14 protein-coding genes, 1 tRNA gene and 2 pseudogenes are annotated in these 15,633 nt (G+C 70.5%); 7 read left to right on the forward strand and 10 right to left on the reverse strand.

Features of this window, described 5'->3' with window-relative positions; genetic code table 11:
* Window positions 1-110: 110 nt before the first annotated feature.
* A complete protein-coding gene (locus ACIOC0_RS08125) occupies window positions 111-614 on the forward strand; it encodes a hypothetical protein (protein WP_402153653.1) in 504 nt (167 codons plus the stop codon).
* A 41-nt stretch (window positions 615-655) separates the two neighbouring features.
* Here the strand turns inward: ACIOC0_RS08125 and ACIOC0_RS08130 are convergent, their stop codons facing one another.
* From ACIOC0_RS08130 to ACIOC0_RS08140, 3 genes are all read right to left on the reverse strand, one after another.
* Window positions 656-1,177, reverse strand: coding sequence for a phosphoribosyltransferase (locus ACIOC0_RS08130; RefSeq protein WP_402153654.1), 522 nt, complete (start codon window positions 1,175-1,177; stop codon window positions 656-658).
* Window positions 1,174-1,749: a dCTP deaminase gene (dcd, locus tag ACIOC0_RS08135; protein WP_351090249.1), complete on the reverse strand. Its 576-nt coding sequence runs from the start codon at window positions 1,747-1,749 to the stop codon at window positions 1,174-1,176. The genes ACIOC0_RS08130 and dcd overlap by 4 nt, the downstream gene beginning before the upstream one ends.
* Window positions 1,750-1,875: 126 nt before the next feature.
* Window positions 1,876-2,061, reverse strand: a complete 186-nt coding sequence (locus ACIOC0_RS08140) for a hypothetical protein (RefSeq protein ID WP_402153656.1) — start codon at window positions 2,059-2,061, stop codon at window positions 1,876-1,878.
* Window positions 2,062-2,355: 294 nt separating this feature from the next.
* Between ACIOC0_RS08140 and ACIOC0_RS08145 the strand changes: the two genes are divergently transcribed.
* Window positions 2,356-2,426, forward strand: a tRNA-Gly gene (locus tag ACIOC0_RS08145).
* 373 nt (window positions 2,427-2,799) lie between these two features.
* Window positions 2,800-2,979: pseudogene (locus tag ACIOC0_RS08150) on the forward strand (hypothetical protein); the annotation flags it as partial.
* Window positions 2,980-3,087: 108 nt separating this feature from the next.
* Here the strand turns inward: ACIOC0_RS08150 and ACIOC0_RS08155 are convergent.
* The 5 genes and pseudogenes from ACIOC0_RS08155 to ACIOC0_RS08175 form a co-directional block, all read right to left on the reverse strand.
* Window positions 3,088-3,162 (reverse strand): annotated as a pseudogene (locus tag ACIOC0_RS08155) (DUF2587 domain-containing protein); the annotation flags it as partial.
* A gap of 99 nt (window positions 3,163-3,261) precedes the next feature.
* Window positions 3,262-6,129 (reverse strand): FtsX-like permease family protein, encoded by a 2,868-nt coding sequence (locus tag ACIOC0_RS08160; RefSeq protein WP_402153658.1) that lies wholly within the window; start codon window positions 6,127-6,129, stop codon window positions 3,262-3,264.
* On the reverse strand, window positions 6,126-6,863 hold the full coding sequence (locus tag ACIOC0_RS08165; protein ID WP_402153660.1) for an ABC transporter ATP-binding protein: 738 nt from the start codon (window positions 6,861-6,863) through the stop codon (window positions 6,126-6,128). Before ACIOC0_RS08165 ends, ACIOC0_RS08160 begins: the two co-directional genes overlap by 4 nt.
* 204 nt (window positions 6,864-7,067) lie before the next feature.
* On the reverse strand, window positions 7,068-7,724 hold the full coding sequence (locus tag ACIOC0_RS08170) for a PadR family transcriptional regulator (RefSeq protein WP_402153662.1): 657 nt from the start codon (window positions 7,722-7,724) through the stop codon (window positions 7,068-7,070).
* 1,060 nt (window positions 7,725-8,784) lie between these two features.
* Window positions 8,785-11,151, reverse strand: coding sequence for an N-6 DNA methylase (locus tag ACIOC0_RS08175; RefSeq protein ID WP_402153664.1), 2,367 nt, complete (start codon window positions 11,149-11,151; stop codon window positions 8,785-8,787).
* 877 nt (window positions 11,152-12,028) lie between these two features.
* Here ACIOC0_RS08175 and ACIOC0_RS08180 point away from each other — a divergent pair.
* The 4 genes from ACIOC0_RS08180 (at window position 12,029) to ACIOC0_RS08195 (ending at window position 14,246) form a co-directional block, all read left to right on the forward strand.
* Window positions 12,029-12,331: a hypothetical protein gene (locus ACIOC0_RS08180; RefSeq protein ID WP_402154355.1), complete on the forward strand. Its 303-nt coding sequence runs from the start codon at window positions 12,029-12,031 to the stop codon at window positions 12,329-12,331.
* Between the two features lie 34 nt (window positions 12,332-12,365).
* Window positions 12,366-12,749, forward strand: a complete 384-nt coding sequence (locus ACIOC0_RS08185; protein WP_402153666.1) for a hypothetical protein — start codon at window positions 12,366-12,368, stop codon at window positions 12,747-12,749.
* 59 nt (window positions 12,750-12,808) lie between these two features.
* Window positions 12,809-13,369, forward strand: a complete 561-nt coding sequence (locus tag ACIOC0_RS08190; RefSeq protein ID WP_402153668.1) for a DUF5994 family protein — start codon at window positions 12,809-12,811, stop codon at window positions 13,367-13,369.
* Between the two features lie 460 nt (window positions 13,370-13,829).
* On the forward strand, window positions 13,830-14,246 hold the full coding sequence (locus ACIOC0_RS08195) for a DUF5994 family protein (RefSeq protein WP_402153670.1): 417 nt from the start codon (window positions 13,830-13,832) through the stop codon (window positions 14,244-14,246).
* Between the two features lie 368 nt (window positions 14,247-14,614).
* Here the strand turns inward: ACIOC0_RS08195 and ACIOC0_RS08200 are convergent, their stop codons facing one another.
* Both ACIOC0_RS08200 and ACIOC0_RS08205 read right to left on the reverse strand, forming a co-directional pair.
* On the reverse strand, window positions 14,615-14,779 hold the full coding sequence (locus ACIOC0_RS08200) for a hypothetical protein (RefSeq protein ID WP_402153672.1): 165 nt from the start codon (window positions 14,777-14,779) through the stop codon (window positions 14,615-14,617).
* A 52-nt stretch (window positions 14,780-14,831) separates the two neighbouring features.
* Window positions 14,832-15,626 carry a hypothetical protein gene (locus tag ACIOC0_RS08205; RefSeq protein ID WP_402153674.1) on the reverse strand — a complete coding sequence of 265 codons (795 nt, stop codon included), beginning with the start codon at window positions 15,624-15,626 and terminating at the stop codon, window positions 14,832-14,834.
* Window positions 15,627-15,633: the final 7 nt, after the last annotated feature.

The raw sequence follows: 15,633 nt of genomic DNA on the forward strand, positions 1-15,633 counted from the left end.
GAGGTCAACGCCGAAGCGCGGGACGCCACTCGCCCTTACCATCCAGAAGAAAAGGGCCCGACAGCGCTCCGGGCAGGGGGGCTTGTGCGGTCGACGACTTCGCGGCCGGCGTGCAGGCGCTTCCTCGTTCCCTCGCGGCCTGCGTCGCCTTGGCCGCCACCTCGGCATGCACGGTCCCCGTCGACGCCGTCGCCGGCATCTCCGTGACCGAGGACGGCCGTCTGCTCGGCGTCATGATGGTGTGCGGACACCGGATGGACGGCGCGACGCTCTACGTGGCCGACGGCGACCCCGAGAAATCGGTGACGGTCGGCTCATGGACCGCGGAACGTCACCTCACGCCCGATCTCACCACCTGGACCCTCGGCTCCCCCGCCCCCGGCTGGACCGCCACCCCACCTCTCACCCCGCTCAACCCCAAGACCGCCTACAGTCTCTACGGCTGGACCAAGGACAACTCGTGGTCGTCGGGCGACGTCTCCTTCACCCTCGCCGACCGGAACCGCCTCACCCCGGGATCAGTCCGCTACCTCGGCATCTCGCAGGACGGCGACGAAACCGCGGCCACCGTCCCGATGCCCGAGTTCGGGGCGAGGGCCTGCCGGGACATGTGACGCGACGGGGCTCACGGCCAAGTGACAGCAGACGCAGCAGGTCAAACGGCTTCAGTGTTCGGCTTGGCCGCTTCCCCGGACTTGTGCACCGGAGGCAGGACACTCCACGGAAAGTTGATCCAGTCGTCCGTCCGCTTCCAGACGTACTCGCACTTCACCAGGGAGTGGGACTTCTCGTAGATGACGGCGGCGCGGACCTCGGCGACGGTCTCCAGGCAGAAGTCGCGCACCAGCTTGAGCGTCTTGCCGGTGTCGGCGACGTCGTCGGTGATGAGGACCTTCTTGTCGGAGAAGTCGACGACGTCGGGGACGGGCGCGAGCATGACGGGCATGTCGAGGGTGGTCCCGACGCCGGTGTAGAACTCCACGTTGACCAGGTGGATGTTCTTGCAGTCGAGGGCGTAGGCGAGCCCGCCGGCCACGAAGACGCCGCCGCGGGCGATGGAGAGCACGATGTCGGGCTCGTAGCCGTCGTCGGCGATCGTCTGCGCGAGGTCGCGCACGGCGGTGCCGAACGCCTCGTAGGTGAGGTTCTCGCGTATGGGCGCGGGTTCGCTGCTCATACCTGGGTCCGGTGGAAGTTGAGGTAGGACCGGGAGGCGGTCGGACCGCGCTGACCCTGGTACCGGGACCCGTACCGCTCGCTGCCGTAGGGGTGCTCGGCGGGCGAGGTGAGCCGGAACATGCACAGCTGCCCGATCTTCATCCCGGGCCAGAGCTTGATGGGCAGGGTGGCGAGGTTGGACAGCTCCAGGGTGACGTGCCCGGAGAACCCCGGGTCGATGAACCCGGCGGTGGAGTGGGTGACGAGACCGAGCCTGCCGAGGGAGCTCTTGCCCTCCAGCCGGGAGGCGAGGTCGTCGGGGAGCGTGATGACCTCGTACGTCGAGGCGAGCACGAACTCACCGGGGTGGAGGATGAACGGTTCGTCGCCCTCCGGCTCCACGAGGCGCGTGAGGTCCGCCTGCTCGATGGAGGGGTCGATGTGCGGGTACCGGTGGTTCTCGAACACCCGGAAGTAACGGTCGAGCCGTACGTCGATGCTCGACGGCTGCACCATGGAAGCGTCGTAGGGATCGATCCGTACCCGCCCGGCGTCGATCTCGGCCCGGATGTCCTTGTCTGAGAGAAGCACGCCCCGAGGATACGCAAGGCGCGCGGACCGACCACAATCGGACGACTCCGCGCGCCGACCCCGCTACGGCCCGCTACGGCCGACTGCAGAGCCCTGGCTGCTCAGCTGAGCTGCCTTACTGCTGCTTCACCTGTTCCCGCCGCCGGCGCTGCCGACGACGCTTTCGAGGGGCACCGGCACCACGCTGCGCATCCGCGCGCAGCGAGGACACCGGACGAGCCGCCCCGGGCCGAGGCGCTCGGCCTTCTGCATCGGGAACGAAGCGGTGCTGAACACGTGCCCATCGGCACAACGGACGACGGTGCGCTCCATCAAGTCCAAGAGTCCCTTCCCCACGAGCCAGGTCCGGCTGCTGCCCGCCGGACAAAGGCCACACTACGGGACGTTCAGGACGGCTCCACAAGCGGCACTCCGGGACGCGACACCCCCCTGGTCCGCCCCACGCGCGGCCCCACGGTACGCCCCAACTCCGGCTTCGTGTACCCGGATCCCACGCTTGAAACCCACATGACGCACGGCCCCTCCAAGGCGCCGGCTTCAGCGCGGAGGGCTCGGCATGGGGTACAGTGACGGGGCAATCGGACACCGGCCCGGCCGACGTCTTACGCGGGTGTAGTTTAATGGTAGAACATCAGCTTCCCAAGCTGAGAGCGCGAGTTCGATTCTCGTCACCCGCTCTTCTCGAAGCCCCAGGTCAGCGACCCGGGGCTTGTTTCATAGCGGTGTCGTTGCTGCGGTTTGCGAGTACTCCCGCACCCTGAGATTGGGCACGCAGAGGGCACGCACGCCTTGAGAGGGCGCCCCCATCACGTCGCAGCACGGCGCTGACCTTGACTTTCACACAGATGAGCCGGAGGCGAGCCCTCAGCCCGCTGTTCCCGGGCGACGGCGGACGCCCGTCCTGCACCTGTTTCGTCGTGGGCGGCACACAATCCCCTTGCGGGAACGGATACTTGACCGCCGAGGGTCCTGCGTCAGAGAGAAAGGTCGTCAGGGAGCACCCGGAACGCCTTATCGGGCCACTGCAAGATCGAACGTCTCACCGGACAGGAATTCGACATCTTGGAGGGCTGCACCGAGGTCACCTGGTTCCAGGAAGAAGTATTCCGGGGTGTGCGGCGCCGGTATCCGGGGGGGCGAGGGCTACCAGAAGCCGTCGAGTACGAGATGGACGTCATCATCCAGATGGGGTGCCCCGGCTACTTCGTCGTGGTCGCCGACTTCATCACGTGAGCCGAAGAGCAGGGCATCGCCGTCGGTGGATGCTTACTCCGCCTGGGGCGAGCGTGATGACCGACCAAGGAGTACGGCCGGGACGGAAGGTGATCCCCGGTTAGCGCCGCCGAGCGCCATCCCGTCCTGGCCCAGGACGAGGAGCTGGGGCCTCTTCTGCGACCTGTCATTCCTCGGCATCTCCGTGCCGCCATTCTCTCGCACGCATGCTTTCCCACACGGTGTGCCCCTGACGAGGGTGATCCACCCTCGTCAGGGGCACGGTCCGGCAACGGAGGCTCAGTGCGCGGCGCGGCGGGCCAGCGCCCCGCGCGAGCGGGTCACCAGCGCGGCCAGCAGGGCGGCGCCGAGGGGCACGGCCACCAGGAGGGCGGCGAGTGTCTCCCAGGGGACGACGATCGGCACGTACGGCGGGGCGTCACCGGCGCCGCCCCAGCCACTGTCGAGAGCCTCCTGGTAGAAGCGCATCTGCTCGCGCTCCTCGGTGAGCCGCAGCCCGACCGCGGGCAGGACACCGGCAGCCGAGCCGAGGACCACACCCATCGCGGCGACCACACCGCACTGGAAGCCGCTGAGCGTGCGGCGCACCCGGGGCGGGGCGCCGACCGCTGCGAGCGTCTTGAGATCGGCCTCCGCGTCGGCCTGGGCGAGACCCGTGGCGATGCCGGCCGCACCGATGGTGACCAAGCCGGCGAAGACGGTCAGCGCGAGCAGGACGATCCCGTTCTTGTCGACCCAGCCCTGCTCCACGGTCAGCTCGACGTTGCTGCCGAGCTTGGCGATCTCGGCGTCGAGCTTCTGCCGCTCCTCGGTGCTGGGCATCCGGTCGGTGCTGAAGAAGGCGCCGAGGGGGACGGTGGTCAGCCCGGCGGCCTTGGCGGCGGCGGGGCTGAGCACGCTCTGCAGTCCGTAGGAGTCGGGCGAGCCGGCCACCTGGTAGGCGGGGAAGGACTTCAGCTCGCCCGGGACCGGCCTGTTCTGCTCGGCGGCGCGGTCGGCGGCCTTCAGATCGGTGATCAGCTTGATGCCGACGGTGCCGTTCCTGTCGACCTGGGGCTTGTGGAAGCTGAGGAGCTTTCCGTCGGCGAGGGCCTTGGCCGCGCCTGGGTCGTCGATGCCGAGGACCTTCAGGAGCGGGGCGTCGGCGACGAGGAGACCGCCCTCGACGTAGATGCCGTGGCCGTCGCGCGAGAGGCAGCGCCAGTCTTTGGCGAGCGCGCGCCGCTGCTCCTTGGTGTACTTCTCCGCCGGGTCGGAGCCGTCGGGGGTGCTGACCCACAGCGGGCACTCGTTGGCCGGCGGGGTGACGACCTCGAAGCGGCCACAGCCCTCGTCCTTGCCATACGGGGCGCAGCCGGGCTTGCCGACGGCGATCCGGAACACGTCGGCGCGGACGTCGACGGGCAGCGTCCGCTGCACGGCGTCGCGGACTTCGGGGACGTCCTGGCCGCCCTCCTCGGTGACGAGCGCGGCGACGGCCCCGTACGGCAGGCTGGCCCGGTACTCGGCCAGACTCTGGGCGTCGTGGCTCGCGGCGTACGTCGAGACGGCGACGGTGCCCGCGACGGCGGCCAGGACGGCGGCGACAGCGGGTGCCGTACGGCCCCGGTTGCGGACGGCGTCCCGCAGGGCGAGGCGCGGCGAGAGCGGCAGCCAGCGGCCGGCCCGGCCGAACAGGCCGACCAAGGCGGGCGTCATGGCGACCACACCCAGCTCGGCGATGGCCGAGCCACCCGCGACCAGGACGAACTGGTCGGAGACGACCGAGCCGTACAGGGCGATGGCCGCGCCGAGCAGGAAGGCGCCGAGGCCGATCAGCGGCAGCACCCGGTTGCTGCGGCGCACGCCGCGACGGCCGGTGAGGGAGGCCAGGACGGTCTGCCGGGAGGCGGTGACGGCCGGGACGATCGCGGAGAGCAGGCCGGTGAGGACGGCGAGCGCGGCGATGGCGAGCAGTTCCAGCGGCTTGACGGTGAAGCCGCCGAACCGCTGCCCCATGTAGTCCTCGATGAGCGGCCGGAGGGCGAAGGTCAGGATCAGGGCGAGGACCGTGCCGACCAGGGCCGCCGCGACGCCGATGACGAGGCCGCCGCTCAGCATGATGGCCCGGATGTGGCTGCGGGCACCGCCGTTGGCGCCGACGAGGCCCAGCTGGCGGCGGGAACGACGGGCACCGACGGCGAAGGCGGGACCGGCGAGCAGGCAGATCTCCAGCATCGCCAGACCGACGACCGTGCCCACGGCGGCGAGATCGGCGGCGTCGGCGGCCCCGCTACTCTCGTAGTTGGCCCAGCCTTCCTTCTGGTAGAGCGGCACCTCGGAGTCGGCGGGCGGGTCGAGGGCCACGGCGCGTGAGGTGACCAGGACACCCTTGACGTTGACCGCCTGGACCATGTTCCACGTGAAACCACCGGACTTCTTCACCAGGTAGGCGGTGGAGACGTCGGGCTTCAGCAGTCCGGCCTTCTCGACCGCCTTGGCGTACGGCGCGAGGAAGGCCCCCGGCAGGGCGTTGACCTGCTGTGCCGTGAGGTCGCTGGGCAGCTCGTACGAGCCGCTGATCACATAGGTGCGGTCGAAGCCGCGGGCGGTGAGGGTGGAGCCGACGGACAGCCCGCTGCTCTCCAGGAACCGGGTGGTCGTGGCGATCTCGTCGTTCTTCTCGGGGAAGCGGCCCTCCTGCAGCCGCATGATGCCCCGGGCGACGGGATCGGCGGCGGCCAGCTCACGGACCTCGGCCTGGAGCAGACCGTGCCTGGTGGTCAGCTTGGCGCTGCCCCTGCTGTCGGTCAGCACCGTCGAACCGGCCGGGATGGTCTTGGTGACATCGGTCGGGCCGTCGGGCCAGGACTTGCCCGGCGAGTCGTAGTCCCCGGCCGGGGTGTGCTGCTCGCCGTCGGGGTCCTGCAGGATGGCCACGCCGGCCGTCCGGGCGTCGGAGAAGCGAGCGTCGGCGGCACCCAGGGTGCGCTCCATCCGCTGCGCGGGGGTGAGTTCGGCGCTGCGCACGGTCAGGTCCAGGGCGCTCACGCCCAGGATCGGCAGCGCGATCATGGCGAGGACGAGGAAGCTGCGACCCTTGGAGCGCCAGGCGTCACGGCGGGCGATGCGGACCGCGGCCCGCCATGAGTGGAACCAGGCCGTCACCGCTGGGCCGCCCGGCCGGTCAGGAGCGACTCGGCGTCGCTACGTATGGTCTGGTCGACGACGGCGCCGTCCCGCAGAAAGACGACCCGGTCGGCCCAGGCGGCGAACCGCGGCTCGTGGGTGACCATGATGCCGGCGGCTCCGGCGTCGCAGCGGGAGCGCAGCAGGGCCAGCACGGACTCCCCGGTCTCGGAGTCGAGGGCGCCGGTGGGCTCGTCGGCGAGGACGAGCCGGCGGTCGCCGACGAGGGCGCGGGCGATGGCCACGCGCTGCTGCTGGCCGCCGGACATCTCGTCGGGGAACCGGTCGGCGAGATGGCCGAGTTCCATCTCGGCGAGGGCGGCGAGGGCCTCGGTGCGGGCCTTGCGGGCCGATATGCCGTCAAGTTCGCGGGGCAGGGCCACGTTCTCGGCGGCGGTGAGGGCCGGGATGAGGTTGTAGTCCTGGAAGACGTAGCCGATGCTGCGGCGGCGCAGGGCGGCGAGCCCCTTGCTGCCGAGGGCGGTGACGTCGGTGCCCTCGACGAAGACCTGCCCGGAGGTGGGGGCGTCGAGGCCGCCGGCGATGGTGAGCAGGGTGGACTTGCCGGAGCCCGACGGGCCCATGACGGCGACGAGTTCACCGGGGTGGACGTCGAGGTCGATGCCGCGCAGGGCGTGCACCTCGGTGGCGCCGGAGCCGTGGACGCGGGTCAGGTTCTGCAGACGCAGCACGGGCTGCTGCTGTGTGGACATGGTTCCCCCTCGGGCGTACGCCGGCGAACGGCCGGACGTCGGTGCGACGGACGGTCGTTGGCGGTGCCGTGCGTACGGTATGGGTCTGGTCGGGTGGTTCGGAGTCTTCAGGTGCTACGGGTGGGTCGGGTGGAGCCGGTGGACTCGGTCGGCCCTGTGGATCCGGTCGTTCGGGTGCTCAGGGCCGGTCGTGAAGGGCGGACATCACGGGTGGTGGCGTGCGGCCCCCTCTGCCCCGGCCCCCGCCCGCGCCCCCCTCCCCGCCGCTCCCGCTCCCGCCCCCGGCGAGGCCGGCTCCGGCCCCGCCGCCGGGGCGGTCGACGAGAGACGGATCAGCCGGGACTCGCAGTGGTCGAGCCAGCGCGCCTCGGCCTCGGTCTGGAAGATCAGCTGCTCCAGGACGAGGAGCCAGGCGATGTCGTCCCGCTCCCGGACCCCGTTCTTCTCCACGGCGGTGAGGGCCTGCGCCTTCAGCCGGGTGTAGTCCTGCATGGCCTTCACGGTGTGCCGACGCTGGGACTGGATGACGTCACGGATGTCGACCCCGGGCGTTCCGACGGCCATGGCCAGCTTGATGGCCAGCTCGTCACGGGCCGGGCTGGTGCGGTCGACGGGATTCTCGAACCAGCTGCGAAGTTCGACGCGACCGCTGTCGGTGATCGCGTAGAGCGGGTGGCCGGCCTCGTCCTCGCCGTCCTGCACGACCATGCCGTCGCGTTCAAGGCGGCTGAGCGTCGTGTAGACCTGACCCACGTTGAGCGGCCAGGTGGAGCCGGTGCGGGACTCGAACTCCGTACGGAGCTGTGAGCCGTAGCGCGGGCCGCGTTCGAGGAGGGCGAGAAGCCCGTGGCGGATCGACATACCGAGTATGTATACCGAGTAAGTCCACGTGGACAAGCGTCCTGAGGCGGACGCCGGAGGTCCGACTCAAGGGGGACCCGGCCCGTCGCGAGCGGCTCAGCGGCGGCGCATCCGCACCCCTGGGAAGCCGATGCCGAGGCCCACCAGAGCCAGCCCCACGCCCGGTGTGGACACGGGAATCCGCCGGTCGGAGAGGTCGAGGGGGGCCTCGGCGCCGGTCCGGTGAGCGGCCCGCCGACAGGTCCGCGGGCGAGTTCTCGGCGGCCGGGGCGTCCGTCTTGGGTACCACCTCGACCCCCTCGTCCGACTCCCCGGCGGGCTCCTCCTCTGTTGCCGTTTTAGTACGAGCGGGCTTCACCGGGCTCGTGGAGGACGGCGAGCCGGAGGGGTCGGCCGGTCGGCCGGGCCGCTCCCGGCCCTCCCCCGCCGGCGCCCCCGAGGGAGGCGGAGTCGCTGGGCGCGGACGCGTCGGACGGGCGGGTCCGGCGGGTCCGGAGGAAGGCGACGCCGACGGGGCGGATCCGAAAGAAGCCATGTGGGCAGTCGCGAGGCCCTCACTCGGCTGCCGTCGTTCGAGTCGGAGCCACTCCCGGTCTCCGGCAGCCAACCGGAGGCCTGAGCTCCCCCATCCCTGCCTCGTGCCCACAGGGTGCCCTTCAGAGCGGACAACCACGGTCACAGCGGTGCAACCGGCCCCTCACACCTGCCGCCTGCAACGAATCCGCCCCGGTCAGCTGCCCTGTGGCCGCGCAAGCGCCGTCGCTTTCCAAGCTGAGACGGCTGATGCGCGGGGCACGTCGGCCGTTCAGAGTTGGCCGGCTGCGGACAGGACAAGCAAGCAGAGGCCCATCGACGTGGCAAAAGCCGTGCCGCCGTAAAGGACTGCCTCGGCGAATCCGGCTCCGGTGCTTGCCTTCAGGATCCCAGCGACAAGAGCCACTACAAGCGAGAACAACGTTGCCACGAGTAGCCACAGGTACCGCGTTCCGGATCGCGGCTCGGACGACGGAGCGTTCACAGAAGTCTTCCTTCTCGAAGGGACTGAAAGCAGAGGAGCCTGTCATTCCGGGACCAGGACGCCGGTCAGCAGATGGGCGGCGAGTGTGCTGCGGTGATGCGTCGCGGCCTGAATGAGTTCGCGATGCACGGTGATCTGTACGTCCACGGCATCCAGCGCGGCGCTGACTCGCCGCTGATGGGCAAGTGGCGGCAGCGGTACGGGCAGAAGTGCCAGCGTGGCGGCGCTGAGAGAAGGAACGGCGGTGCCGCGGGCGTACTCCTTGAGCCAGTGCACTGTCTCCGGCAGGGACAAGTAGGCAAGCAGGTAGCCGGGGAGGACAAGTGGCTCCCCACCCGATTCCAGGGCTCGCAGCCGTAGCAGGTTGGTGCTGAACAGCCAGCCGTCCTGCGCCCTCTCGACCAAGGCGGGAGGCATCTGGGCGCCGGAACGCACGCACAGGATGTCTCCGGGGCTGAGACGGAACCTTGTCAGTGCGCGGGCGACATCCACACTGACTCTCTCCATGTCGCGATCGTCGATGCGTCCCTCACGCAGGTGCTTGGGCATCACGACAGGTAGATCGCCTGCCGCGGAGCGCACCTCGGCCGGCAGGCGTGAGTAGGACGGACCCGCCATGATGTCGACCAGGTCTCCCAGCGGAACCCGGCGCCAGTCACGAGGTAGCCCGTCGTACGAGAGCGCGACGGTTGACGGCAACGGGCCGTACGAGAGCGCGTCGACCGCGCTGTCCACGGCATCCGTCCGACGCCTCGCCGCGTCGAGCGCCCGCTTGGTGGCTGCTGCCTCAGTTGCCGCATCAGTCGGTGACGCCGTGGACATCCATCTGTCCACGTAGTCGGCGGGGCTGAGCGAGTAACCGGCAACCCGCACCGCCTCCAGCGGAGCGGCGACCGCAAGATGGCCCGCGCTCTGCCGACCGAGGCGGAAGCCGCTGCCTCGCCGCCACGCCTGGACGGTTCTCGTGACGGCCCGAACATGTTCGTCGGACAGGACTCGGGGTCCGCGAGCCGCCTTGTCACCCAGGTCCCGGGCGTCCACGAAGAGGATCTCCTCGCACACCGCCGCGGAACGTCGCAGGAACCACAGGCAAACGGACACCTGAGCCCCCGAGAAGAGCTGAGGCGGCAGCGTGACAATGCATTCGACAGCCCCGTCCTCCACCAGCCCGCCTCGAATCTCCCGCTCCCGGACGTCTGCGGAGGCGCCCGCGCTGACCGGCATCACCACGACTGCACGGCCCTCGTCCTTGAGAGACACCAGGACATGCTGGAGCCAAGCGAACGCAGGACTGCCGGGGGGAGGCGGTCCGTACGGCCAGTCGATGCCCTCGCGCGGCTTCGGCACGGCCCCGCGGGCGTTGAAAGGCGGATTGGTCAGAATCAGGTCGGCCTGGTGACTCTTCGGCCAGATACGTTCGTTCCATGGGGCCGCGGTGCCGGCCTCCAGCTCGACCGGGACTCCGTGCAGCGCGAGGTTCATTCCAGCGAGCCGAAGTGTGCCGCGCTGCGGGCTCTCACCACGCAGAGTCAGAGGCGCAACGCCACTGAGACGTTCAGCGGCTGCGTCAAGCATCTCGCCTGCGCGCACATACGGGTCGTAGACGCGTTGCGCGGAGTCCTCGTCCCCTATGGCAGCGTCCCGCATCAGCCGCACGACGGCACGTGGGGTGAAGAACTCTCCGCTGGGAAGCCCGGCTCGGGAGCCGAATTGATCAACCAGTTGTCGGAACTCGTCGATCCCCAAGCCGTCGGTCAGGCGGATCACCTCGACGACGTCCCCGTAATCCCGAGGCTCCAACTTGACGATGGCCGACCGCATGCCCGGCGGCACACCGCGCAGGCGCAGTGCCTCGTCGGCTGCATCCCCGATCTCCTGCAACAACGCCACCGTGTCAGCCCTGGATCGAGCCCGCACCGTACGCGGGAGCGACGCTGAGCGGGGGCTTCCGCTCACCCGCAGGAAGACCAGGGAGAGGAGCAAGGCCAGGTAGTCCGTCATCGATCCGCCGCCGCGCACGGCGTCTGCCATCGGTCCCAGCAGTTGCGCAAGTTGCCGCGAACGCTGTTCTTCGTCGCTCAACGGACCGCTGCCGCCTGCCTCACCCCTCAGCGCAGCTGTTCTCCGGCAGGCATCGTCCGATGCAACGAGGTTCCGCCGCATACGGTCGGCATAGGTGAATCCAGGCGGTTCGTCAGACGCACGCGCACGCGACGGGATCTGACGGGAGTCAAGCCAGCCGAGGACCGCCCGTAGACTGAAGAGTTCTGCTTCCCCCGTCCTGATCGGCTCCGGATAATCCTCGTACCGCCGCTGCCAATTGGTGACCGCCGGACGCATCACCCCGGCCAGTTCTGCCAGTTCGGCCCTCGACAGCAAGCGATCGTCGCTGAGACCCGTGCCGTCCATGAAACCCCCCGTACACCGTCCTGGTTGCTCTCGATGAGGGAACGGTAGAGAGGCCACAACAGCAGCGTCAAACAGCGCACCGACGGTGCGCAGATCGGCAGCCGGGCGGGGCACTCTGCCCGCAGGGCCGATTCTCAGCGGCCTTCCAGGCGTTCAACAGCCATTCTTCCCTTCCACTGCTCCCTTCAGCCGCCCGATCGTCAGAAGGCGAGAAACATTGTTTGTTAAGGGGGTAGCTGGGGAGAACCTGCGTCAGTCTGGGCTGGTCATCCGACTTGACGATCAGCTGGCCGCTGACGTGGCCAAGGCCCTCGGCACCAGCACCCGCACCAAGAAGGAAGCGGTCGGCACCCCCCTGCGCGAGCTGCTCGAAACCCGGCGGCGCGTTCTCCGCACACAGCGCGGACAGCACCGCAGTGCTGGAGCCGTCGACCTCGTGGTGGCGCCACAGCCGAGCTGCAGAGGCTGACTCTTCCCCACCGGGACCGGGACTTCGAGTGCGGGTACGGCGGTTCCGTCCGCTTGTTCCCGACAGTCGGGGGCGCACGGGAGTACGGTGGGGGTACCGAGGGCACGTCGCACACCGGCTTCCGCGCTGGTCTCGTCCTCGGCAAGACACTTCGCCGGAAGCCTCGCGCAGCGCAGGAGCTTGCCGGAGACAGGTCAGCACGATGGCCCCGGCCTTCGATTCCTTCCCCGCCGCCGACGCGTGGCCGGTGCCCGACCCGCGCAGGGCCGTACTGCAGCTCTTCACCACGGGCGCCACGAGCACGAGCGGCACCACCGGCACCCATGCACCACCACGCGCTCGAGGCACGACGGGCCCGCCTCTCCCAAGCCCTTCTCCCGTTCTACCGACTGTCAGGTCGTGACCGCCATGGACATCGACCTCAGCATCGCCGCGCTCCTCGTGCTCATCGCCGCCGGAGCGTACGTGATCCACCGGCTCAACTCCGCACACAGCGAAAGGATCGCCATGCGTTCCGACAGCCGCTTCCTTCCCGGCCCCCCAGCCGCCGCCGACCGAGCCGCCTGCACCACCTCGCCGCCCCCGTCGCACTCCACCCCCACCGCCGCGCTCGAACGTCGCGACCATCGCGACGGTGGGCGGGGGCGCTTCCCACCGCGCCGCCACCGGGAACGGACGACGCACAACAAGCGGAACACCGTGAGGCGTTGAGGTCGAAATGGCCGACAGAACAGAGGTCACGTCCATGCCCGCATCGCTCCGCCGAAGCCGCAGCCAAGGCACCGGCACCGGCACCGGCACCGGCACCGGCACCGGCAGCAGTCACGGCACAAGCGAAGATCCGCCGGTGCACGAGACCGGCGCCGGTGGTCTCCCCACGGGCGACCTCGCGGAGGTCCGCATCATCGCCGCCAGCCCCGACATCGCCCAACGAGTGGCGCAGCTACTGCGCAGGAACCTCCGCTGCGACGAGCCCCGCAGCTACCCCGCGGGCCCCGACGGCCAGGGCACCCTGCTCCATCTCACCGTCGACACCGGGCATGTCGGCGAAGAGACCTTTGCCCAGCCGCCCTGGCTGGCCACCAGCCACACCCAGGCACGACGCGTCCACACCGACGAGCCTGGCTGACGCCGGCCCGGCAGCACCGGCAGTCGTTGAACGGCCGCCCGAGGACAGGAACCGCGACCATGAACCCGCACACCGGCACGGGCCCACCGCCGAGGACCGGCGACAGCGCCCCCAGCCACCCGGTACGCACGCCACCGAGCCCTGCCCGGCTCGCCCTGCGCCCGCCGACCTTCCCGCCCGGCCCCCTCTGCGGCGCCTGGTGGCCCCGCACCGATGACCTGACGGCCGAACTGCCCGTACTCACCGAGGCGTTCGACGCGACGCGAGGCCGCGTGTCGCGCATGGCGTCCCACCGCGACACCTGGCCGACGGCACCCTGCGACCTGCCCGTGACCGGGCACACGGTGAAGGCCGCGTGGTTCGCCTCCGGTTTCGACCCGCACATGATTCGGCTCTTCTCGTACGGCGTCGGGCGCTGGGACCTGCTCGTCGTCCCGCCCCGGACCGAGACCGCCACGGCCGCACGGCTCATGGCCGCGGCTGCGGACCCCGCGCTCCACCTCACCGCGAGCGAGCTCCTGGCGGCCGAGACACGCCTCCACGCCAAGGAAGAGGCCGTACGCGAACAGGGGCAGACGGAGCAGTGGGAGGCCGAGGGCGGGGCACCGGGGCGACCCTGAGCCCCCTTGGCTCCGGCAACTGTTACGGTCCGCGCCCCCCTTCTCGCTTCCCGCCAGGTACGCTGAAGGTACCGAGGGCACGACGCATACCGGCGACGGACCGGCTTTCGCTCCCGGCGCACCACGACTCCGGGCGGCTCGTCGCCCGGACAGGTTCCGCCTCACGGCAGCCTTGCCGCCCGACTTCGACGCGGATGTCGTTGCACCACGTTTCACAGGGGACCGGCACGCACAGCGCAGCCGGACCCCCTCAGCCGCGCAGGACAGCGTGGCCTCACCCGACGGCCGCCCATCCACGCCACCACAGCAGCCGGGCACCGGCCGCGCCTCCCCGGCCTTGCGCTCGTCCTCTACGTGGTCACGGGCCTCGGCGTCACCGTCGCCGGCCCACATCGGACCGGCTCGCCGTCCGCCGGACCTGACCCGAACCCACCGCTCCACAACCGTCGAAGGAAACACCATGATCACCACAGCGCCGCCTGCACCGCCCGCGCCTCCCGCACCGTCCATCCGCCCTCTCCTCCGCCTGCGGCTCGCGCCCCACAGCGCGCTGCCACGTCGCCTCGACGGGGTGTGGTGGCCACGTTCGTACGACCTCCTGGCGGAGCTTCCGCAGCTGCTCGCCGCACTGCCGCGCGCCTGGGGACACATCGCCGGCGTCACGGTGAACGGAACGGCCTGGTCCGCGGCGCCTGGCCGGATACTCGTCGCCAACCAGGTCGTACGACTGCGGAAGACGGTCGCAGCGCACGCCCCGGACACCGTGGTCCTGCTCGCCCCCGGCCACGGCCGCTGGGACCTGCTGGTCGTCCCGCCCGACACCACCGAGGATGCGGCCGAACCGATCATGACCGCCGTGCTCGGCGACCTCGTCTGACGTGGAGCATCCTCGCCCATTCGGTCCTCGTGACGCCGGAACCACCTCCCGGGCGGCTCGCCGGTCGGCGTCGTCGCCGTCCATGCGGCGCGCAGGCGGGCGGCCTGGGTACGACCGGGGCGCTCGCGGTCCTCTCGGGGTGGATCAGGCGCTCGGCGGAGTCGGTGAACCAGCGGTAGTGGGCCCTGCGGGCCGGGCCGGAGTGGTGGGTCTGGTCGCCGCTCAGCGCGAAAAGCACCTCAGGTGACGTCGTGGACGCTGTGCTCGAGCAGGTCGGTTGCCTGGCGGGCGATGGCCCGGTAGCCGGCATCGTCGTGGAGGACAGCGAGGCCGCAGCCGGACCAGGCCGGAGGTGTCGAGCAAGTAGATCACCTGCTGTGCCTCTCCGCCCTGTGCAGACGCTCGGCGTCCTCGACGGCACCCCATTCGCGCGCACGCTCGAAGTGACGGCTGATGCGCGCCGCGCGCTCCTGCTGCTCGGCGTAGAAGTGCAGAGCGAGATTGACGTCGGAGGACGTGAAATGCCTCTGCATAGAGTGAGTTCGGATTCCCGTGCCAGTTGGGCGAACTGATCGCGCCCGTCGCCTATGGTCCGTTGAAGAAGCCCGACCTCAGGTTGGCGATGATCGCGTCCAGTGGGTGGCCGCTGACGAGGAGGGGGCCGTTCCAGGGGGCGCTGAGGGCGAAGAGGAGGGCCAGGCTCAGGCCGACCACGCTCGCCACGCCCACGATCAGGAGTGACGTGCGCAGGCTGCTGCGGAAGACCAGTGCCCCGGAGTTCACGATCAGGGCCAGTCCGCTGACCACCAGCGTGACGACGTAGAGCGCCGGGACCTCGCGGGAGGCGGCGGCGATGCGGGCGCGGCGGCTGCTGGTGACGCCGTCCATGGAGGCCACCAGCTCGGTGCCGGTCGGGGTTCCCACCTCGGGGCGGGCCGCCTCGGCGCGGACCGTCCGCTCCAGCCGGGCGATCGTACGGGCGGTGGCGGGGTCGTCGCCGGACGCCGCCGCGTCGGCCTTCCATTCCTCGGCCCGCGTCTCGCGCAGGTAGTCCAGCAGTGCCGTGTGGATCGGCTCCGAGTGGACGCGCGGACTGGTCGCCGCCCAGGCCAGGCGGGAGGCCGCGGCGGCCTCGTCGCTGACCAGCCCCTCGGCCGCACGCAGGTAGCCGGCCTCGCTGGCCAGTGTGAGCGCGGCGAAGATGGCGAAGGAAGCGCCGAGTGTCGGCATCAGGGGCGTGGCGATCTGCGGGACCCGGTCCCGTTCCTCGGGCGGCACGAGCGCCCGGACGCCGACCCGCGCCGCGGCCGCGACCAGGAGGGCCAGGGCGAGCCAGCCCACGACCAGCACCACCGCCGGCAGCGAGGTCAACCAGGTCACCCCGTCA

The sequence above is a fragment of the Streptomyces sp. NPDC088254 genome (genome assembly GCF_044740925.1).
GTDB lineage: Bacteria > Actinomycetota > Actinomycetes > Streptomycetales > Streptomycetaceae > Streptomyces.